Source organism: Pseudomonas sp. MT3 (assembly GCF_054720805.1).
This window is the reverse complement of record NZ_JBTVPY010000002.1, coordinates 278,446-298,481: the sequence shown is the minus strand read 5'-3', so window position 1 is coordinate 298,481 and position 20,036 is coordinate 278,446. Positions and strand designations below refer to the sequence as shown.

At 65.7% G+C, this 20,036-nt stretch carries 19 protein-coding genes; 13 read left to right on the top strand and 6 right to left on the bottom strand.

The features are described 5' to 3' along the window. Window positions 1-31: 31 nt before the first annotated feature. Entirely contained in the window at window positions 32-1,117 is a 1,086-nt protein-coding gene (locus tag ACYCAX_RS03220; RefSeq protein ID WP_460247408.1) for a PQQ-dependent sugar dehydrogenase, read from the bottom strand. Between the two features lie 114 nt (window positions 1,118-1,231). Here ACYCAX_RS03220 and ACYCAX_RS03215 point away from each other — a divergent pair, with 114 nt between their 5' ends. Together ACYCAX_RS03215 and ACYCAX_RS03210 are read left to right on the top strand one after the other, a co-directional pair. Continuing rightward, complete coding sequence (locus ACYCAX_RS03215) at window positions 1,232-1,714, top strand: disulfide bond formation protein B (protein ID WP_015475027.1); 483 nt, start codon at window positions 1,232-1,234, stop codon at window positions 1,712-1,714. 255 nt (window positions 1,715-1,969) lie between these two features. Then, window positions 1,970-2,437: an Rsd/AlgQ family anti-sigma factor gene (locus ACYCAX_RS03210; protein WP_015475028.1), complete on the top strand. Its 468-nt coding sequence runs from the start codon at window positions 1,970-1,972 to the stop codon at window positions 2,435-2,437. A 58-nt stretch (window positions 2,438-2,495) separates the two neighbouring features. Here ACYCAX_RS03210 and ACYCAX_RS03205 read toward each other — a convergent pair whose 3' ends face one another. Further along, window positions 2,496-3,146: an FKBP-type peptidyl-prolyl cis-trans isomerase gene (locus tag ACYCAX_RS03205; RefSeq protein ID WP_015475029.1), complete on the bottom strand. Its 651-nt coding sequence runs from the start codon at window positions 3,144-3,146 to the stop codon at window positions 2,496-2,498. 127 nt (window positions 3,147-3,273) lie between these two features. On the opposite strand from ACYCAX_RS03205, the gene ACYCAX_RS03200 reads away from it, so the two are divergent. After that, window positions 3,274-4,269 carry an AlgP family protein gene (locus ACYCAX_RS03200; protein ID WP_460247429.1) on the top strand — a complete coding sequence of 332 codons (996 nt, stop codon included), beginning with the start codon at window positions 3,274-3,276 and terminating at the stop codon, window positions 4,267-4,269. A 3-nt stretch (window positions 4,270-4,272) separates the two neighbouring features. Here ACYCAX_RS03200 and ACYCAX_RS03195 read toward each other — a convergent pair whose 3' ends face one another. Next, a complete protein-coding gene (locus tag ACYCAX_RS03195; protein WP_460247407.1) occupies window positions 4,273-4,737 on the bottom strand; it encodes a TIGR02444 family protein in 465 nt (154 codons plus the stop codon). 47 nt (window positions 4,738-4,784) lie between these two features. Here ACYCAX_RS03195 and ACYCAX_RS03190 point away from each other — a divergent pair, with 47 nt between their 5' ends. The 6 genes from ACYCAX_RS03190 to ACYCAX_RS03165 all read left to right on the top strand — a co-directional run bounded on the left by ACYCAX_RS03190 (window position 4,785) and on the right by ACYCAX_RS03165 (window position 11,488). Continuing rightward, window positions 4,785-6,695, top strand: a complete 1,911-nt coding sequence (locus ACYCAX_RS03190; RefSeq protein WP_460247406.1) for an ATP-binding cassette domain-containing protein — start codon at window positions 4,785-4,787, stop codon at window positions 6,693-6,695. Further along, window positions 6,695-7,261, top strand: a complete 567-nt coding sequence (locus ACYCAX_RS03185; RefSeq protein ID WP_460247405.1) for a mechanosensitive ion channel domain-containing protein — start codon at window positions 6,695-6,697, stop codon at window positions 7,259-7,261. Before ACYCAX_RS03190 ends, ACYCAX_RS03185 begins: the two co-directional genes overlap by 1 nt. 16 nt (window positions 7,262-7,277) lie before the next feature. Beyond that, on the top strand, window positions 7,278-8,036 hold the full coding sequence (locus tag ACYCAX_RS03180) for a TerC family protein (protein WP_015475034.1): 759 nt from the start codon (window positions 7,278-7,280) through the stop codon (window positions 8,034-8,036). Between the two features lie 248 nt (window positions 8,037-8,284). Next, window positions 8,285-8,914: a LysE family transporter gene (locus ACYCAX_RS03175; RefSeq protein WP_460247404.1), complete on the top strand. Its 630-nt coding sequence runs from the start codon at window positions 8,285-8,287 to the stop codon at window positions 8,912-8,914. A gap of 127 nt (window positions 8,915-9,041) precedes the next feature. Next, a complete protein-coding gene (locus ACYCAX_RS03170; protein ID WP_460247403.1) occupies window positions 9,042-10,943 on the top strand; it encodes an FTR1 family protein in 1,902 nt (633 codons plus the stop codon). Window positions 10,944-11,017: 74 nt separating this feature from the next. Beyond that, entirely contained in the window at window positions 11,018-11,488 is a 471-nt protein-coding gene (locus tag ACYCAX_RS03165; RefSeq protein WP_294980659.1) for a YaiI/YqxD family protein, read from the top strand. 143 nt (window positions 11,489-11,631) lie between these two features. On the opposite strand, the gene elbB is transcribed toward ACYCAX_RS03165, so the two are convergent. Beyond that, window positions 11,632-12,285 (bottom strand): isoprenoid biosynthesis glyoxalase ElbB, encoded by a 654-nt coding sequence (gene elbB, locus ACYCAX_RS03160; protein WP_015475039.1) that lies wholly within the window; start codon window positions 12,283-12,285, stop codon window positions 11,632-11,634. A gap of 136 nt (window positions 12,286-12,421) precedes the next feature. Between elbB and ACYCAX_RS03155 the strand changes: the two genes are divergently transcribed. Further along, window positions 12,422-13,660, top strand: a complete 1,239-nt coding sequence (locus tag ACYCAX_RS03155; protein ID WP_460247402.1) for a sterol desaturase family protein — start codon at window positions 12,422-12,424, stop codon at window positions 13,658-13,660. Between the two features lie 4 nt (window positions 13,661-13,664). On the opposite strand, the gene ACYCAX_RS03150 is transcribed toward ACYCAX_RS03155, so the two are convergent. After that, a complete protein-coding gene (locus ACYCAX_RS03150; RefSeq protein ID WP_294980669.1) occupies window positions 13,665-14,228 on the bottom strand; it encodes a DedA family protein in 564 nt (187 codons plus the stop codon). Window positions 14,229-14,460: 232 nt separating this feature from the next. On the opposite strand from ACYCAX_RS03150, the gene hemB reads away from it, so the two are divergent. Together hemB and ppk1 are read left to right on the top strand one after the other, a co-directional pair. Beyond that, window positions 14,461-15,474, top strand: a complete 1,014-nt coding sequence (gene hemB / locus ACYCAX_RS03145; protein ID WP_294980667.1) for a porphobilinogen synthase — start codon at window positions 14,461-14,463, stop codon at window positions 15,472-15,474. A 21-nt stretch (window positions 15,475-15,495) separates the two neighbouring features. Then, complete coding sequence (gene ppk1, locus ACYCAX_RS03140) at window positions 15,496-17,688, top strand: polyphosphate kinase 1 (protein ID WP_460247401.1); 2,193 nt, start codon at window positions 15,496-15,498, stop codon at window positions 17,686-17,688. Between the two features lie 135 nt (window positions 17,689-17,823). On the opposite strand, the gene ppx is transcribed toward ppk1, so the two are convergent. After that, complete coding sequence (ppx, locus tag ACYCAX_RS03135; protein ID WP_460247400.1) at window positions 17,824-19,326, bottom strand: exopolyphosphatase; 1,503 nt, start codon at window positions 19,324-19,326, stop codon at window positions 17,824-17,826. 190 nt (window positions 19,327-19,516) lie between these two features. Between ppx and trxA the strand changes: the two genes are divergently transcribed. Next, a complete protein-coding gene (gene trxA, locus ACYCAX_RS03130) occupies window positions 19,517-19,843 on the top strand; it encodes a thioredoxin TrxA (RefSeq protein WP_015475045.1) in 327 nt (108 codons plus the stop codon). Window positions 19,844-20,036 lie beyond the last annotated feature (193 nt).

Genomic DNA, 20,036 nt, shown 5'->3' with positions numbered 1-20,036 from the left:
AAACGGCGCCCACGGGCGCCGTTTTCGCTTCTCAGGGTTTGCCGTAGCGGATGCGGTAGATCGCGCCGTTCTGGTCGTCGCTCACCAGGAGCGCGCCGTCGGGCGCCACCAGCACGTCGACCGGCCGGCCGCGTACCTGGCCGTTCGCGTCCAGCCAGCCTTCGGCGAACACGCTCTGGCGCTTGAGTGAGCCGTCCTCGTTCAGTTCGACACGGGCCACGCGGTAGCCGATCTTCTGCGTGCGATTCCACGAGCCGTGTTCGGCGATGAACAGGTTGTCGCGGTACTCCGGTGGGAACTGCTCGCCCGTGTAGAAACGCAGCCCCAGCGCCGCGACGTGAGGGCCGAGCCTGGCCACCGGTGGGGTGAAGGCGGAGCAGGGCGTCTTGCCTTCCTCGGGGTCGGCGATGTCGCCCTGGTGGCAATCGGGATAGCCGAAGTCCTCGCCGGCGCGGCTGACCCTGTTCAGTTCGTCGTCGGGCTGGTTATCGCCGAGCAGGTCGCGGCCGTTGTCGGTGAACCAGAGTTGGCGTGTCTGCGGATGCCAGGTGAAACCGACGGTGTTGCGAATGCCGTGGGCGACTACTTCGCGGGCGCTGCCATCGGTGTTCAGGCGTTGCAGGTTGGCGTACTTCTCACGGTCCGGGCGGCAGATATTGCACGGCGCGCCCACCGGCACGTAGAGCTTGCCGTCCGGCCCGAAGGCGATGAACCTCCAGCCGTGCGCCGTCTCGGACGGGAAGCGGACAGGCAGCTCCTCGGGCGGCGGCGGTGCGTCGAGGCGCTTCTCGATCCCGCGCAACACCAGGATGCGACTGACGGCCGAGACATACAGGTCGCCTTCGTGGAAGGCAACGCCCACGGGCATCTGCAGGTTCTCCGCCACCACCGAGACGCGGCCGTTCGGGCGTACCGCATAGACCTTGCCGGCGCTCATGCTGCCGACGAACAGGGTGCCCGCAGCGCCCCAGGTCATGGCGCGCGCGCCCGGAACCTGGTTGGTGAGCAGGCTGATGTGGAAGCCCTCCGGTAGCCGGATGTAGTCCAGGGCGCTGTCCGAACAGGCCGGAAGGCTGACCAGGCACAAGAGCACGAAGAGCGGCAGTGGACGACGCATGGCATGGATTCCCGGATGAGTGCCACCGGCAGTTTAGACAGCCGCCTTGAAACAGCGTCGGACTTTCCTCTACCGTAGCGCCCTTCCTGCAACAGCCCATTCAGCGGAGCCGCCATGAACCTGGCCAGCCGTCGTTCCCTGTTCTTCCTCGCCTTCATCGCCTGCGCCGTCATGCTCGGCGCCGGCTTCTACCTGCAGTACGTGATCGGGTTGGAGCCCTGCCCGCTGTGCATCCTGCAGCGCATCTTCTTCGCCGGCGCCGGACTCTTCGCGCTGATCGCCGGGCTGCATGGCCGCGGCCCCCGCGTATATTCGGTGCTGATCCTGCTCTGCTCGCTGGCTGGCGCCGGCACCGCGGGCCGCCAGATCTGGCTGCAGACCCTGCCGCCGGACCAGTTGCCTGCCTGCCTGCCGCCGCTGGAATACATGATGGAGAGCATGCCCTACGCCGACATCCTGTGGACCATGTTCCACGGATCGGCCGACTGCGCGGAAGTCACCTGGACCCTGTTCAGCCTGAGCATCCCGGAGTGGAGCCTGCTCGCCTTCATCGCCTTCTCGCTGTTCGCCATCTTCCAGTTCTTCCGCCGCGGCTGAGCGTCGCATCCCTTCCGGCTCTGACCTGCGCGCTCTGGCGCAGGCCAGAGAGGCCGCGGCCTGCCGATTAAACGCTCGTATGAATTTTCCGCGCGCCTTTGTCTTGAAGGCGGAATCGGGCGGGCATACTCTGGATTCCCATTCCGCCGGAAAGCCGCCACCGAAGAAAAACCAGTTACGCGGATGCCGAGGTTCGACAGAATATTGTCCCGGGGCGGACATTGCCGGGACGGCGACAAGGGAAGTGAGGACAACATGCTCGAGAGCTGCCGTAATGCCCAGGAACGTTGGGGAGGCGTACACCAGCTGATCGACCGCTGGCTGCGGGATCGACATGAGTTGGTCCGGGCATTCGATTCCCTGGACGGTGTCCAGGCGCCGAAGACCAACGCCGAGCCCCTGCAGAGCTTTTGCCAGCTCCTGCTCGACTACGTGTCGGCGGGCCATTTCGAAGTCTACGAACAGTTGATGAACGAAGCGCAGGCCTTCGGGGATACCCGGGGGCTGGAACTGGCCAAGCAGATCTATCCCCGCCTCGAAACCATCACCGCCAATGCGCTCAACTTCAATGATCGCTGCGACAACGGCGACTGCCGCGAAGGCACCTGCCTGAGCAGCGAGTTGAAGAGTCTGCGCCAGCAACTGCACGAACGCTTCGAACTGGAAGATTGCCTGATCGAGGTGTTGCACAACGCCCACGAACAGAAAGTTGCCACGGTCTGATCGACGCACCGGGTGGGGAAGCGGCGCGAGCGCGTGAAGCGGTCGCGCCGTTTTCGTTTCAGCGACTCTCCAGCAACTCGATCTCGAACACCAGCGGCGCGTATGCGGGAATCAGGTCGCCCGCTCCTTCGGCGCCATACGCCTGCGCCGATGGCACCACCACCCTCCAGCGCGCGCCCATCGGCATTGCTTGCAGTGCGATGCGCCAACCGGGAATGACCGTATCGAGACGGAACCATTGCGGCGAGGCGCTGGCATCGAACGGGCTACCGTCCGCCAGGTTGCCGATGTAGTTCACCCGTACCTCGCGCAACTGCGGATTGCCATTGCCGCGTCCGCCTTTCAACTCACTGATCAGTACGCCGCCCGGCAATTCGCGAACACCGTAGCGCGCCTTTTCGTTGACCAGAAAACGCCTCTCCGCAGCTCGCGCGGCGTCGGCGGATTGTGCCTGTGCCGAGGTGCCTTCTTGCTGCTGATCATGGACGCCGAGCACCTGCTTCATGCGCGCCTCCGGCAGTGCCAGCGGCTCGCCGCGATAGCTCTGGCGCAGGCCTTCCAGCAGGTCGTCGATGGCGATGCCAGGGGCCTCCTGATGCAGCCGTTCACCCAGTTGCACACCCAGGGCGTAGGCCAGTTCGTCCCTGGGTGGCGCGGCGCTGGCCAGCAGTGGCGTGATCAGCACGCAGAGCGGAGCAAGACGAAGCATGGGTTCTCTCGACTGTGAAAACGGCTGGAGATTATGCCGGGCGCGGGCTCCAGCTCAATCAGGACAGTGGCGAGCGGCTTCCGACGGGGCTAGTATGGGCGCAACCACGTCCGCCAGGAGGCACGTCATGTCGGCCAACAAGAAACCTGTCACTACCCCTTTGCACCTGTTGCAGCAGTTGTCCCACAGCCTGATCGATCACCTTGAAGGCGCCTGCAAGCAGGCCCTCGTCGACGCCGAAAAACTGCTCGCCAAGCTCGAGAAGCAACGCGGCAAGGCACAGGAAAAACTGCACAAGGCGCGCACCAAGCTGCAGGACGCCACCAAAGAGGGTAAGGCCAAGGCTCAGGCCAAGGCGAAGTCCGCCATCGCCGAACTGGACGAGGTGCTGGATACGCTGAAGACCCGCCAGACCGAAACCCGCGCCTACATCGCCAACCTCAAGCGCGATGTGCAGGAGAGTCTGAAGCTCGCCCAGGGCGTGACCAAGGTGAAGGAAGCTGCTGGCAAGTCCCTGGCCAACCGCAAGCCGGCCGCCGCCGTGAGGCCGGTCGCCAAGCCTGTTGCTAAACCGGTTGCCAAGGTTGCGGCGAAGCCTGCCGCCAAGCCGGCTGCCAGGGCTGCTGCGAAACCTGCCGCCAAGCCAGTTGCCAAGCCAGTTGCCAAGGCTGCTGCGAAGCCTGCCGCCAAACCAGTTGCCAAAACTGCCGCTGCGAAGCCAGCCGCCAAGCCAGCCGCCAAGCCAGCCGCCAAGCCGGCTGCCAAGGCTGTCGCTGCGAAGCCGGCCGCCAAACCGGCTGCCAAGGCTGCTGCTGCGAAGCCCGCCGCCAAGCCGGCTGCCAAGGCTGCCGCTGCGAAGCCCGCCGCCAAGCCGGCTGCCAAGGCTGTTGCTGCGAAGCCCGCCGCCAAGCCGGCTGCCAAGGCTGCTGCTGCGAAGCCCGCCGCCAAGCCGGCTGCCAAGCCTGCCGCTGCGAAGCCCGCTGCCAAACCCGTTGCAGCCAAGCCAGCTGCTCCGGTAGCGCCCGCTGCTCCGGCTGCTCAGCCGAGCGCTCCGGCCCCGGCTGCCAGTGCCACTCCGGCGCCGGCCGTTCCGGCCAGCGGTACCTCCTCCAGCGCCTCCTAAGGCTCAGGAGAGGCTCGCCGCGATGCGCAGGATTTCCCGCGCATCGCGGCGCAAGCTGCCCGCGTCACCCGACGCGGCGTCCAGCCAGCGCGCCAGATCCTCCGCTTCACCCCGTGGCCAATCCTTCGCCACGCTTTCCAGCCTCTCCAGCAACACCTTTTCAGCCTCCAGCTCGAGCCGTTTGAGTCGTTCCCGCAGCGACGTCAGCTCCGCATCGCGCACCGCCGATTCACGCCAGCGCTGACGCAACGAACGCAGCGGCACTATCACGTCTTCGCGCCAGCCCTGCGCGGTGCTTTCCAGCGCACTCATCCGGGGTGGCGAGAAGGCCACGCGGACGCTTCCCAGCCAGGCCGAAACGAGCAGCAGGCAAACGTCCGCACCGGCCTCCTGCAGCGACAGGCAGGCCGCCTCAACTCCTTCACGGGCGTAGAGTTTCAGGGCATACGGCCAGACATCATCAGACATAGAGCACCCACAGCGATTGCCAGGCGAAGCTGATAAACTCCGCCGCCATGATTCGACTACAAGATCTTACGCTACAGCGTGGCCCCCAGCGCTTGCTGGAAGGTGCCGAACTCACCCTGCACGCCGGACAGAAAGTCGGCCTGATCGGCGCCAACGGCGCCGGCAAGTCGAGCCTGTTCGCCCTGCTGCGCGGCCAGCTCGGCCAGGACGCCGGCGACTGCTACCTGCCCGCCGACTGGCGCATCGCGCACATGCGCCAGGAAGTCGATACCCTCGACCGCCTCGCCGTCGACTACGTGCTCGATGGGGACGTGCATCTGCGCAAGATCCAGGCGGACCTCGCCGCGGCGGAAGAGACCCACGACGGCACCGCCCTGGCGCGCCTGCACAGCGAGCTGGACAGCGCCGACGGGTACACCGCCGACGCCCGCGCGCGCAAGCTGCTGGCCGGCCTTGGCTTCACCTCCGAGCAGATGGACCGCCGTGTCGGCGACTTCTCCGGTGGCTGGCGGATGCGCCTGAACCTGGCGCAGGCGCTGATGTGCCCGTCCGAATTGCTGCTGCTCGACGAACCCACCAACCACCTCGACCTCGATGCCATCCTCTGGCTCGAAGAGTGGCTCAAGGGTTATCCGGGCACGCTGCTGCTGATCTCCCACGACCGCGATTTCCTCGATGCCGTAGTGGACAACATCGCCCACCTCGAACAGCGCAAGCTGACCCTGTATCGCGGCGGCTACTCGGCCTTCGAGCGCACCCGCGCCGAACGCCTCGCCCAGCAGCAACAGGCGTACGAGAAGCAGCAGGCGCAGCGCGCGCACATGGAAAAGTACATCGCCCGCTTCCGCGCCCAGGCCACCAAGGCCCGCCAGGCGCAAAGCCGGATCAAGGCGCTGGAACGCCTGGAAGAACTGGCGCCGGCCCACGTCGATTCGCCGTTCGACTTCAGCTTCCGCGAGTCCGACAAGATTTCCAGCCCGCTGCTCAACCTCTCCGAGGCGCGCCTGGGCTACGGGGAAAAGACCGTGCTGGAGAAGGTCAAGCTGCAACTGGTGCCCGGCGCGCGCATCGGCCTGCTCGGCCCCAACGGAGCCGGCAAGTCGACCCTGATCAAGACCCTGTCCGGCGACCTTTCGCTGCTGGCCGGCGAGCTTGCCCGTGGCGAGAACCTCGCCATCGGCTACTTCGCCCAGCACCAGCTCGACTCGCTGGACCCCAAGGCCAGCCCGCTGCTGCACCTGGCGCGCATTGCGCCGGCCGAGCGCGAGCAGACCCTGCGCGACTTCCTCGGTGGCTTCGACTTCCGTGGCGAGCGCTGCGACGAGCCGGTGCTGAATTTCTCCGGTGGCGAGAAGGCGCGTCTGGCCCTGGCGCTGATCGCCTGGCAGAAGCCCAACCTGCTGCTGCTCGACGAACCGACCAACCACCTCGACCTGGAAATGCGCCTGGCGCTGACCCTGGCGCTGCAGGAGTTCTCCGGCGCCGTGGTGGTGGTGTCCCACGATCGGCACCTGCTCAAGAGCACCACCGACGAGTTCCTCCTGGTGGCCGACGGGCGCATCCGCGAATTTGACGGCGACCTCGACGACTACGCGCGCTGGCTGGTGGATTTCCGCGCCCGGCAGACGCCGTCCGCGCCCGCCGCGCAGGCCGGCGACAAGACCGACAAGCGTGCCCAGCGCCAGGCCGCCGCCGCCCTGCGCCAGCAGCTCGCTCCGCACAAGCGCGAGGCGGAGAAGCTGGAGAAGGAGCTGGGCAAGGTCCACGAACAGCTTGCCGAACTGGAACAGCGCCTGGGCGATAGCGCGCTCTACGAGGCCGCGCGCAAGGATGAGTTGCGCGCCCTGCTGGCCCGCCAGTCCACCCTGAAGACCCGCGAAGGCGAGTTGGAAGAGTCCTGGCTGATGGCCCTGGAAACCCTCGAAGAGCTGCAGCGCCAACTGGAGACCAGCGAGTAATGGAGGATGTGAATCTGCTGCTGGCGTGGAGCGATCCACTGCTGCGCGGCTTGCAGATCATCCTCATCCTGGTGCTCGCCTGGGCGGCGCAGCGGCTGGTGGTGCGCGGCATCAGCCGGCTGGGCCAGCGTTATCCGCTGCCGCCGGAGCTGTTGCTGCCGCTGCGGGGCGGGCTGCGCTGGCTGATCATGGGCTCGGCACTGATGATGGTGCTGGAGCGCCTGGGCGTTTCCGCCGATGTGCTGTGGGCCGCGCTGACCGGCTTCGTCGCCGTGGCGGCGGTGGCCTTCTTCGCCATCTGGAGCGTGCTGTCCAACCTGTTCTGCGCGCTGCTGATCTTCACCCTCGGGCCGTTCCGCCTGGGCGATCGCGTCGAGGTCATCGACACCGCGGACAAGCCCGGTGTGAAGGGCCGCGTGGTGGCGATCAATCTGCTCTACACCACGCTCGAGGAAGAGAGCACCGAGGCGGGCGCTCCCGGCGCGCTGCTGCAGGTGCCCAACAACCTGTTCTTCCAGAAATCCATCCGCCGCTGGCGCGGCCCGAATCTTCCCACCACCCTCTGACGGACATCCCCCCACTATGGAATGGCTCACAAGCCCTGAGATCTGGGTTGCCTTTCTGACCCTGACTGCCCTGGAAATCGTTCTGGGCATCGACAACATCATCTTCATCTCGATCCTGGTCAGCCGCCTGCCGGCCGCCCAGCAGCCCAGGGCGCGCTTCTTCGGCCTGGCGCTGGCGATGGGCACGCGCATCCTGTTGCTGCTCTCGATCACCTGGGTCATGCGCCTTACCGCCGACCTGTTCACGGTGTTCGACCACGGCATTTCCGGGCGCGACCTGATCCTGTTCTTCGGCGGCCTGTTCCTGCTGTTCAAGAGCACGATGGAGATCTTCCACAGCCTGGAAGGCGCGGAAGAGAGCGAACAGCAGGGCGGCAAGTCGCGCGGTTTCATGGGCATCATCATCCAGATCGCGATCATCGACATCGTCTTCTCGCTGGACTCGGTGATCACCGCCGTGGGCCTGGTGCAGCACGTGCCGGTGATGGTCGCCGCCATCGTCATCTCGGTCGGCGTGATGATGCTGTCGGCCGGCACCATCAGTGCCTTCATCGACAAGCACCCGTCGCTGAAGATGCTGGCGCTGTCGTTCCTGATCGTGGTTGGCACCGTGCTGATCGCCGAGGCTTTCGAAGTCCACGTGCCCAAGGGCTACGTCTACTTCGCCATGGCCTTCTCGCTGGCGGTGGAGGCGATCAACATCCGCCTGCGCAGCGCCCTGGCGCGCAAGCGCGGCGAGGATCCGGTGAAACTGCGCAAGGACATACCGAGCTGATCGGCTCGTCGTGATGGACAAGAAGCCCGGCCTAGTGCCGGGCTTTTTCTTTGGATTCATGCAGGAGCGAGCTTGCTCGCGAGCCGCCTCGGCATCGGAGCCGCTGAGAGGTTCCGTTCGCGAGCAAGCTCGCTCCTACAGGGCTCACTCGACCTTCGTCGGCCAGGCTGGGCGACATCGTGCGACTAGGGCACACTGGGGCGTCCGTAACAAATTATTGCGCCTGCCTGGGCGCCGTGAGGTCCGCAATGCTCGCCAGTACCTGGTTCGCCTTCTTCATCGCCTGCTGGGTAATCAGCCTGTCGCCCGGCGCCGGGGCCATCGCTTCGATGTCCTGCGGGCTGCAATACGGCTTCTGGCGCGGCTACTGGAACGCACTGGGCCTGCAGCTGGGCCTGGCGCTGCAGATCGCCGTGGTCGCCGCTGGCGTCGGCGCGCTGCTGTCCGCCTCGGCGGTCGCCTTCAGCGCGATCAAGTGGTTCGGCGTGGCCTATCTGGTCTATCTCGCCTACCGCCAATGGACCGCGCCGCCGCAGGCGATGGACGCGGGCGGGCAACGCCCCATCGGGCGGCCGCTGACCCTGGTGCTGCGTGGTTTCCTGGTCAACGCCAGCAACCCCAAGGCGGTGATTTTCATGCTTGCGGTGCTGCCGCAGTTCGTCGACCCGCACCAGCCGATGCTGATCCAGTACGTGATCATGGGTGTCACGATGATCACCGTCGACCTGATCGTCATGGCCGGCTACACCGGCTTGGCCGCCCACGTACTGCGCGCGTTGCGCTCGCCACGCCAGCAGACGGTGATGAATCGAACCTTCGCCACTCTGTTCGTGGGTGCCGCCGCGCTGCTCGCCACCGTGCGCCGCGCCCCGGCCTGAGGGCGTTGGCGGAGAGCCTGGGGGGCGTCACGGATGCTTCGGGCACAGCCTTCCCAGACATTGTCCTTGCATAGACGGAAACCTGAGGTGACAATTTAATCTCTTTCATTCTCATTTAACTTCCGCTATGCGACCCTCCAAACTTATCGTCTGGCTGTTGCCGCTGGTCGGCCTGTGCAGCCTTGGAGCTCACGCCGACACGGCTGTCGACCCCTCTCAAGCCCTTCATCTGCTCAGTTATCTCGCCGCCGACTACCCGGCAACGGTTGCCGACGGCAAGATCGTCGACGCCAGCGAGTACAAGGAGCAACTGGAGTTCGTCGGCAATCTCCACGCACTGATCCTGGCGCTGCCGGCGCGCCCCGAGCGCGCCGATCTGGAAACGGCCGCCCATGCCCTCAGGCAGGCCATCGAGCAGCGTCTGCCGGGCAAGCAGGTTGCCCAGCAGGCGCGTCACCTGGAGGCGCGCGTCGCCGATCTCTACCAGGTGGTGCAGACCCCAGCGATCACCCCGGATCCGACCCGCGCCGCCGAGACCTACGCCCAGCAGTGCTCGATCTGCCACGGCGCCGCCGGCAAGGGCGATGGCCCGGCGGGCATCGGCCTGGAGCCGCCGCCGGCCAACCTGACCGACCGCGCGCGCCAGGATCGCCTGAGCCTGTATGACCTGCACAACGTCATTGGCCTGGGTGTCGCCGGCACCGACATGCCGGCCTTCGCCGACCAGCTCGACGAGCGTCAGCGCTGGGACCTGGCGGCCTACATCGCCGGCCTCAGCGCCGGCCAGGCCAAGGCCGATCCGGCCCACGGCTACCCGCTGGCGACCCTCTCGACCCAGACTCCGGCCGATGTGGCCGAGCGCGATGGCGAGGCGGCGGCCGAGAGCTTCCGTGCCCTGCGTGCCCATCCGCCGCTGGAACACCGTGGCCCGGCGCAGCAGATCGACTACACCTCCGCGACCCTGGACAAGAGCTTCGCCGTGTACCGCGCAGGCGACCACGACCAGGCCTACGACCTGTCCGTGGCGGCCTACCTGGAAGGCTTCGAGCTGGTGGAAAGCTCGCTGGACAACGTCGACGCCGACCTGCGCAAGGCCACCGAGAAGCAACTGATGGCCTACCGTCAGGCGCTGCGTGACGGTCTGCCGGAAGCCGAGGTGGCCCAGCAGCTGGAGCTGGCCAAGAGCAAGCTGGCGGACGCCGCCAAGGCCCTGAGCGGCGACTCGCTGAGCTTCTCCATCAGCTTCGTCTCGGCCCTGCTGATCCTCCTGCGCGAAGGCGTGGAAGCGATCCTGGTGCTGGCCGCGATCCTCGCCTTCCTGCGCAACACCGGGCAGGAGAAGGCCGTGCGCGGCGTGCATATCGGCTGGGGCCTGGCCTTCGTTGCCGGCTTCGCCACCTGGGCGGTCGCTGCCTACGTGATCGACATCGGTGGTGCCCAGCGCGAGCTGATGGAAGGCTTCACCTCGCTGTTCGCCTGCGTGATGGTGCTCTGGCTCGGCGTGTGGATGCACGACCGTCGCCATGCCGCCGCCTGGCAGGACTACATCCGCAGCAGCCTGGTGGGCGGCGGTGGCCGCTTCGGCTTCGCGGTGCTGGCGTTCTTCTCGGTCTACCGCGAGCTGTTCGAGGTCATCCTGTTCTACGAAACCCTCTGGCTGCAGGCCGGTCCGGCTGGCCACAACGCGGTGATCGCCGGTGCGGGCACTGCCGTGGTGGTCCTGATCGGTATCGCCTTCGTGATCCTGCGCGGTTCGGCCCGACTGCCACTGAAGCTGTTCTTCACCGTCAACGCCGCGCTGCTCTGCGCCCTGTCGGTGGTCTTCGCCGGCCACGGTGTGGTCGCCCTGCAGGAAGCCGGCGTGATCGGTACCCGCCCGGTGCCGTTCTTCGACTTCGACTGGCTCGGCATCAAGGCCGACGCCTACTCGCTGTCGGCCCAGGCCGTGGCGCTGCTGGCGGTGGCCGTGTTCTACGGGCGCAGCTACTTCTCCGAGCGCCGCAAGGCCGCCGAGATCGCCTCGTCCTGAGGCAATAGCTGAGCGACACACGACGGCCAGTGCGATACTGGCCGTTGTGCTTTCTGGAGAATGGTTTTCCGATTATGCGTATCTGGATCGATGCCGACGCCTGCCCGCGCGCGGCCAAGGAGCTGGTGGCCAAGTTCGCCTTGAAGCGCAAGCTGGAGGTGGTGATGGTCGCCGGCCAGCCGGTGGCCAAGCCGCCGTTCGCCTGCGTCAGCCTGGTGGTGGTGCCCAGCGGGATGGACGCCGCCGATGACTACCTGGTGGAGCAGGCCGAGCCCGGCGACCTGGTGATCTGCAGCGACGTGCCGTTGGCCGACCGGCTGGTGAAGAAGGGCGTCGATGCGCTGGACCCGCGTGGACGCGAGTTCGACGAGAAGAACATGGGCGAGCGCCTGGCGGTGCGCAACCTGTTCACCGACCTGCGCGAGCAGGGGCAGGTGGGGGGAGGGCAGGCGCCCTACGGCGACAAGGACAGGCAAGCTTTCGCCAACAGCCTGGATCGATTGCTGACGCGCCTCATGCGCGAGGCGGAAGCTCGCAAGCCCTGAATGAAAACGCCCGGCACTGCTGGGCGTTTTAACTCCAATGAGCTATATCGGCGCTGCATCGGTTCGCGAGCAAGCTCGCTCCTACAAAAGCGGTGCAACCTGTAGGAGCGAGCTTGCTCGCGAATATTCGTCGCTCGACGGTCTCAGGCCAGCTCCAGCACCCGGTCGACCGCCTTGTTGATGCCGCTGGCGGCTTCGGCAATGGACTGCGCGAGCATGTAGGCCGGCGTGGTGACCAGCTTGTGGTCCTTGTCCTCGACGATGTCCTCCACGGCGCAATCGATGTGCTTGGCGCCCATGCTGGTCAGCGCCTGGGCGGTGCCCTCGTCGGTGCCGATGGTGCATTCCACGCCGGCGCCATAAATGCGCGCGGCCATCGCCGGGGCGATGCAGAGCAGACCAACCGGCTTCTTCGCCGCGGCGAAGGCCTTGGCCAGGGCCAGCACGTCGGGCTGTACTTCGCACTGGTCGCCCTTGAAGGCAAAGTCGCTGAGGTTCTTCGCGGCGCCGAAACCACCGGGTACGAGCAGTGCGTCGAAGTCTTCGACCTTGGCGTCGCGGATGTCCTTCACCTCGCCACGGGCGATGCGCGCGGACTCCACCAGCACGTTGCGGCTCTCGGCCATTTCCTCGCCGGTGAGGTGGTTGAGCACGTGGTGCTGGGCGATGTTCGGGGCGAAGCACTGCACCTTCGCGCCGCGCTGGGAAAGGCGCAGCAGGGTGATCACGCTTTCGTGGATCTCGGCGCCGTCGTAGACGCCGCAGCCGGAGAGGATGACGGCAACTTTCTTCTGCATGGACTGCTCCTGTTCGGGAATGCCGGGCGTGTCGCGATATGCCGCCCGGGTTGTCGCCGGCGGTCGGGGCCGGCGCGGGGCAAGGGGCTAGGATCGAATCTGGGCCTTCCCATAAGCATAACGACTCGGCCGCGCCATGAACTATATCCTCTTCGCCGTACCCTTCTTTTTCCTCCTGATTGCGCTCGAATTGCTCGCCGACCGCTGGCGGGGCATGCGCACCTACCGCCTGAGCGATGCGCTGAACAGCCTCAGCGCCGGCGTGCTGTCCACCACCAGCGGTCTGCTGACCAAGGGGCTGGGCGTGGTGACCTATACCCTTGCCTGGCAGCACCTGGCGCAGTTTGAGCTGTCGGCCCAGAGCCTCTGGGTCTGGGTATTCGCCTTCGTCTTCTACGACTTCTGCTACTACTGGAACCACCGCCTGGGTCATGAGCGCAACGTGCTCTGGGCCGCGCATTCGGTACACCACCAGAGCGAGGACTACAACCTTTCCACCGCGCTGCGGCAGACCAGCACCGGCTTCATCTTCGGCTGGATCTTCTACCTGCCGATGGCCATCGCGGGGGTGCCGCCGCTGGTGTTCCTCAGCGTCGGTGCGCTGAATCTGCTCTACCAGTTCTGGGTGCACACCCGGCACATCCCCAAGCTGGGCGTGTTCGAGTGGATCTTCATTACCCCGTCCAACCACCGTGTGCACCATGCGCAGAACCCGGTGTACATGGATCGCAACTACGGCGGTGTGTTCATCGTCTGGGACCGCCTGTTCGGCACCTTCCAGGAGGAACTGGACGATGAGCCGGTGGTGTTCGGCGTGACCGTGCCGCTGGCCAGCTGGAATCCGCTGTGGGCCAACCTGCAGGTCTATGCGCACCTGTGGAATGACGCCCGTCGCACCGAAAGCCTGTGGGACAGGCTGCGCATCTGGTTCATGCGCACCGGCTGGCGCCCCGAGGATGTCGCCCAGCGTTATCCGATGGAGAAACCCGACCTGAGCGCGTTCCGCAAGTTCGACGTGCCGCTGGGGCGTGGCCGCCAGTGGTATGCAGTCGTACAGTTCGCCGGCTACGTCCTGGGCGGGACCTGGCTGCTGGGCGTGGGGGGCGGCTGGGAAGTGTTGCCGCTGGCGATCGGGCTGGCCTGGATGGCGTTCGGGCTGTTCGCCATTGGCGTCTGGCTGGAGAACCGTCCCTGGGCGCTGAGGCTGGAGGTGTTGCGCCTGGCGCTCAACGTGCCGGCGCTGGCGGGACTGACGCTGGCCGGCGGGTTGCAGCTGCCGCAATGGGCGCCCTGGGCGCTGGCGGTGTACACCCTGGCAAGCCTGATCGGGCTGCTGGGCCTGCGGCGCGCCGAACGGCTGCCCCAGGCTATCTGAGGGCTCAGCCCTTGTTGTTGGCGCTCTTGAAGCGGCGACGCAGCCAGAGCAAAAGGCCGATGACGATCAGCCCGCCGAGCACCATCAGCTCGTACCTCTTGATGTTGCCCAGCACGCCTTCGAGCACACTGCCAAAATAGTAGGCCGCCGAGCCCAGCGCGGTGGCCCAGACGATGGCGCCGATGCCGTTGAGCAGCAGGTAGCGTGCCGGCGGGTAGCCGGACAGGCCGATGGCCACCGGCATCACGGTGCGCAGGCCGTAGACGAAGCGGAAGCTCAGCACCCACAGGTCCGGGTGACGGCGCACGTGTTCCAGCGCCTTGTCGCCCATCTGCTGCCAGCGCGGCTTGCGCGAGAGCAGCTTGCGCCCGTGGCGGCGGCCGAGGAAGTACCACAGCTGGTCGCCCGCATAGCTGCCCATGAAGGCCACGGCGACCACGTATTCCAGCTGCATATAGCCGCGAAATGCCAGGAACCCGGCCAGAACCAGAATGGTCTCGCCCTCGAAGAAGGTGCCGAGGAACAGGGCGAGATAGCCGAAATCCTGCAGGAATTGTTGGAGCATTATCGAGGCAACGCAGCGAAATGAACGCGAAGCCTAACTCGGTTGTCGCTCCGGGGGAAGGTATGCCAGTCGTCCCCCATGACCTGGCGCAACTCGCGACCGCTCGTTCGTTGCGCTCGACCGGTGCGGCAGGATGCCGCGACCAAGGGTCACTGTTACGCGTTGTTACCAATCGGTCATAATCCGGGCCTATAACTGTCACACTGTGCCTGCTGTCCAGGCCCTGGAGTACACCGTGAGCTTCATTCCCGCCGATCGAGCCTTCCCCTTCACCCGACTGCGCCGCAATCGTCGTGACGACTTTTCCCGTCGTCTGGTGCGCGAGAACGTACTGACCACCAACGACCTGATCCTTCCGGTGTTCGTCCTCGATGGCAAGAACCAGCGCGAGGCGGTGCCCTCGATGCCGGGCGTGGAGCGCATGTCCATCGACCTGCTGCTCAAGGAAGCCGAGGAACTGGTGGAGCTGGGCATTCCGGCCCTGGCGCTGTTCCCGGTGACCCCGCTGGAGAAGAAGTCCCTCGATGGCGCCGAAGCTTTCAACCCCGACGGCATCGCCCAGCGCGCCACCCGCGCCCTGCGCGAGCGCTTCCCGGAGCTGGGGATCATCACCGACGTCGCCCTGGACCCCTTCACCAGCCACGGCCAGGACGGCATCCTCGATGAAGACGGCTACGTGCTGAACGACGTGTCCGTCGACGTGCTGGTCAAGCAGGCGCTATCCCACGCCGAAGCCGGCGCCCAGGTCGTGGCGCCGTCGGACATGATGGACGGCCGCATCGGCGCGATCCGCGAGGCCCTGGAGTCGACCGGTCACATCAACACGCGCATCATGGCCTACTCGGCCAAGTACGCCAGCGCCTATTACGGCCCGTTCCGCGACGCGGTCGGCTCGGCCGCGAACCTCGGCAAGGGCAACAAGGCCACCTACCAGATGGACCCGGCCAACAGCGATGAAGCGCTGCATGAGATCTACGCGGACCTCGCCGAAGGCGCCGACATGATCATGGTCAAACCGGGCATGCCGTATCTCGACATCGTTCGACGGGCGAAGGACGAATTCCGCGCGCCGACCTTTGTCTACCAGGTCAGCGGCGAATACGCGATGCACATGGCGGCGATCAACAACGGCTGGCTCAGCGAAGCGGTGATCCTCGAGTCGCTGCTGGCCTTCAAACGCGCCGGCGCAGATGGCATCCTGACCTACTTCGCCAAACGTGCTGCGGAACAATTGAAAAAGGGGGGCTGACCCCCGTCGACGAGACTTGCGATGAATACCGAAGGCCTTAGCGAAACCGAACTCCTCGAAGCCGACTCCACCGACGTCATCGTGGCCGAGACCACCGAAGCGACCCCTCCGCCGCCGGAGGTGACCGTCCCAGCGGTCAACGTGGACGACAGCGCCCTCTACATTCATCGCGAGCTCTCGCAGCTGCAGTTCAACATCCGCGTGCTGCAACAGGCGCTGGATGAGTCCTACCCGTTGCTGGAACGCCTGAAGTTCCTGCTGATCTTCTCCAGCAACCTCGACGAGTTCTTCGAGATCCGCGTCGCCGGCCTGAAGAAGCAGATCACCTTCGCCCGCGAACAGGCCGGCGCCGACGGCCTGCTGCCGCACCAGGCGCTGGCGCGCATCAGCGAGCAGGTGCACGAGCAGGTCGCCCGCCAGTACAGCATCCTCAACGACATCCTGTTGCCGGAGCTGGCCAAGCACGACATTCGCTTCATCCGCCGCCGCTACTGGACGCCGAAGATCAAGGCCTGGGTCCGCCGCTTCTTCCGCGACGAGATCGCGCCCATCGTCACCCCGATTGGCCTCGATCCGACCCACCCGTTCCCGCTGCTGGTGAACAAGAGCCTGAACTTCATGGTCGAGCTCGAGGGCCTGGACGCCTTCGGCCGCGACTCGGGCCTGGCCATCATCCCGGCGCCGCGTTCGTTGCCGCGGATCATCCGTCTGCCGGAAGAGGTCGCCGGCCCCGGCGACAACTACGTGTTCCTCTCGTCGATGATCCACGCCCATGCCGACGACCTGTTCCACGGCATGAAGGTGAAAGGCTGCTACCAGTTCCGCCTGACCCGTAACGCCGACCTCTCGGTGGACGCCGAGGACGTCGAGGACCTGGCCCGCGCGCTGCGTGGCGAGCTGTTCTCGCGCCGCTACGGCGACGCCGTGCGCCTGGAGGTAGTGGACACCTGCCCGACGCACCTGTCCAACTACCTGCTCAAGCAGTTCGGCCTGTCCGAAACCGAGCTGTACCGGGTCAGCGGCCCGGTCAACCTGACGCGCCTGTTCAGTGTCACCGGCCTCGCCAGCCATCCGGAACTGCAGCACCCGCCGTTCACTCCGGCGATTCCCAAGCTGCTGCAGAAGAAGGAAAACCTGTTCAACGTCCTGGGCAAGCTCGACGTGCTGCTGATGCACCCGTTCGAGTCCTTCACCCCGGTGATCGACCTGCTACGCCAGGCCGCCAAGGACCCCAGCGTGCTGGCGATCAAGCAGACGCTGTACCGTTCCGGCGCCAACTCCGAGATCGTCGACGCGCTGGTGGAAGCCGCGCGCAACGGCAAGGAAGTCACCGTGGTGATCGAACTGCGGGCGCGCTTCGACGAGGAATCCAACCTGCAGCTGGCCAGCCGCTTGCAGCAGGCCGGCGCGGTAGTGATCTACGGTGTGGTCGGCTTCAAGACCCACGCCAAGATGATGCTGATCCTGCGTCGCGAGGACGGCGAGCTGCGCCGCTACGCGCACCTGGGCACCGGCAACTACCACGCCGGCAACGCCCGCCTGTACACCGACTACAGCCTGCTGACCGCCGACGTGGCGCTCTGCGAGGACCTGCACAAGCTGTTCAACCAGCTGATCGGCATGGGCAAGACCCTGCGCATGAAGAAGCTCCTGCACGCGCCCTTCACCCTGAAGAAGAACCTGCTGGAGATGATCAACCGCGAGGCTGCCCAGGGCGCCGAGGGCAAGCCGGCGCAGATCATGGCCAAGGTCAACTCGCTGACCGACGCCAAGGTCATCCGCGCGCTGTACAAGGCCAGCCAGGCCGGCGTGAAGATCGACCTGGTGGTGCGCGGCATGTGCTGCCTGCGTCCGGGCGTGCCGGGCGTGTCGCACAACATCCAGGTGCGCTCGATCATCGGCCGCTTCCTGGAGCACAGCCGGATCTACTACTTCCTCAACGGCGGCGAGGAGAAGCTCTATCTCTCCAGCGCCGACTGGATGGAGCGCAACCTCGACATGCGTGTGGAGACCTGCTTCCCGGTGGAAGGCAAGAAGCTGGTGCTGCGGGTGAAGAAGGAGCTGGAGTCCTACCTGACCGACAACACCCTGGCCTGGGTGCTGCAGTCCGACGGCAGCTACGTGCGCCAGAGCCCCAGCGGCAACCAGAACGCCCGCAACTCCCAGGCGATGCTGCTGGAGCGGCTGTGTACGCCGGTGATCAGTTCGCGCTGATCCGCCGGAGTCACCGAAAGCCCTGCCTCGCGGCGGGGCTTTTGGTTTTTCGTAGGCGTCCCCCCTTGCGCTATCAGGTCAAACGAAAAGGCCCCGACGTTTAAACGCCGGGGCCTATTTCTGTCGCGGGGACGGTCAGCTCACGCTGAGCGAATAACCCACGCGGGCAAGCCAGCCGGCTTCCTGTTCGAAGTCCGCCTGGGTCAGCGGGTTGGCGGCCAGCCAGCCGTCCGGGAAACGCACGCTCAGGCTCTTGGAGGAAGCCTTCAGGGCCACCGCCGGCATCTGCTGGGTGCCACGGATGTGGTGGAAGAGGATAGCGAAGCGCAGCACGATGCACAGGCGGATCAGCTTGTCGCCTTCGTCGCCCAGTTCGTTGAACTTGTCTGCCGGGATGTTGCGACGGTGGCCGCGCACCAGCAGCGCCAGGGTCTGCTGGTCGAGTCGGGAGAAGCCGGCCAGGTCCGAGTGTTCGAGCAGGTAGGCACCGTGCTTGTGGTAGTGGTAGTGGGCGATGTCCAGGCCCAGTTCGTGGACGCGGGCGGCCCACATCAGCAGTTCGCGATGGCCTTCATCGTTCAGGTCCCAGGCCTTGGCGACCTGGTCCAGCGACTCCAGCGCCTTGGCTTCGACACGCGCCGCCTGCTCCGGGTCGACGTGGTAACGCTCCATCAGGGCGCCGATGGTGCGCTCGCGGACGTCCTCGTGGTGGTGGCGGCCGAGCAGGTCGTAGAGCACGCCTTCGCGCAGGGCGCCTTCGGAGCGGGTCATGCGGGACAGTTCGAGGGCGTCGAACAGCGCCTCGAGGATCGCCAGGCCCGCCGGGAAGATCGGCCGGCGGTCGGGCTTGATGCCGTCGATGTCGAGCTTCTCGACCTCGCCCAGTTTGAACATCTTGCGCTTGAGCCAGGCCAGGCCATCGGGGTTGATCTCGCCGTTGCCGTGGCCGCCGGCCTGGATCGCCAGGCAGATGGCGCGAATGGTGCCCGAGGCGCCGACGGCCTCATCCCAGCCCAGGCGGCGCAGGCTGTTCTCGATGCTCATCAGTTCCAGGCGCGCCGAGGTATAGGCCTGGGCATAGCGCGCGGGGGTGATCTTGCCGTCCTTGAAGTAGCGCTGGGTGAAGCTCACGCAGCCCATCTGCAGGCTCTCGCGCAGCTGCGATTCGAAGCGCTGGCCGATGATGAACTCGGTGCTGCCGCCGCCGATATCCACCACCAGGCGGCGGCCGGCGGTGTCCGGCAGGGTGTGGGACACGCCCAGGTAGATCAGGCGCGCCTCTTCACGGCCGGAGATGACTTCCACCGGGTGGCCGAGGATCTGGTCGGCAACACGGATGAACTCGGTGCGGTTGCGCGCCTCGCGCAGGGCGTTGGTGCCCACCACGCGCACCGAGCCCAGCGGCATGCCGCTGATGAACTGGGCGAACTGCTTCAGACAGTCGAAGCCACGCTGCATGGCTTCGGGGGTGAGCATGCGGTCTTCGCCGATGCCGGCGGCCAACTGAACCTTCTCGCCCAACCGCTCAAGGATGCGGATCTCGCCGTGATCGGCCTTTGCCAGGACCATATGAAAACTGTTCGAGCCGAGGTCGATGGCCGCGATCAAGGGAAAGGTCTTGGCTGGGGTATAGGGCATGTTGGGAGGTCCGGATAAATACGGGAGATATCCTGCCATTTTAGGCAAGTAGTGCCAATGAAGGGGGTGTCACCGATCAGCAGATGCCTCATCGGTGATAGATAGACTCAATCAGCGGTGCCTTTCGGTGCGGGCCGAGGCGGGATATGATGACGGACACTTTTTCGCATCCGATTGACGGAGAGAATACATGAGCGAACATATCGTCAATGTTACCGATGCCAGCTTCGAGCAGGACGTACTGAAGTCCGACGGTCCCGTGCTGGTCGACTACTGGGCCGAATGGTGCGGCCCGTGCAAGATGATTGCGCCGGTACTCGACGAGATCGCCAAGGACTATCAGGGCAAGCTGAAAGTCTGCAAGCTGAACATCGACGAGAACCAGGACACCCCGCCGAAGTACGGCGTGCGCGGCATCCCGACCCTGATGCTGTTCAAGGGCGGCAATGTCGAAGCGACCAAGGTCGGCGCACTGTCCAAGTCGCAGCTGGCTGCCTTCCTCGACAGCAACATCTAAGTCGAGAAGTCCTGAAAAACCCCGCCAATGCGCGGGGTTTTTTCGTTATTGCCCCTAGACGCTCCGAAACTCGGGTGTTAAATTCGGGCGCACAACGATTGTTTCGTTGTCCCCTGCAAGCCGTCGCCGACGCACTTCCCATTCGAATTCCAAGCGATCCTGTCCGTCATCTACGGCGCGGCTCTTCAAGCAT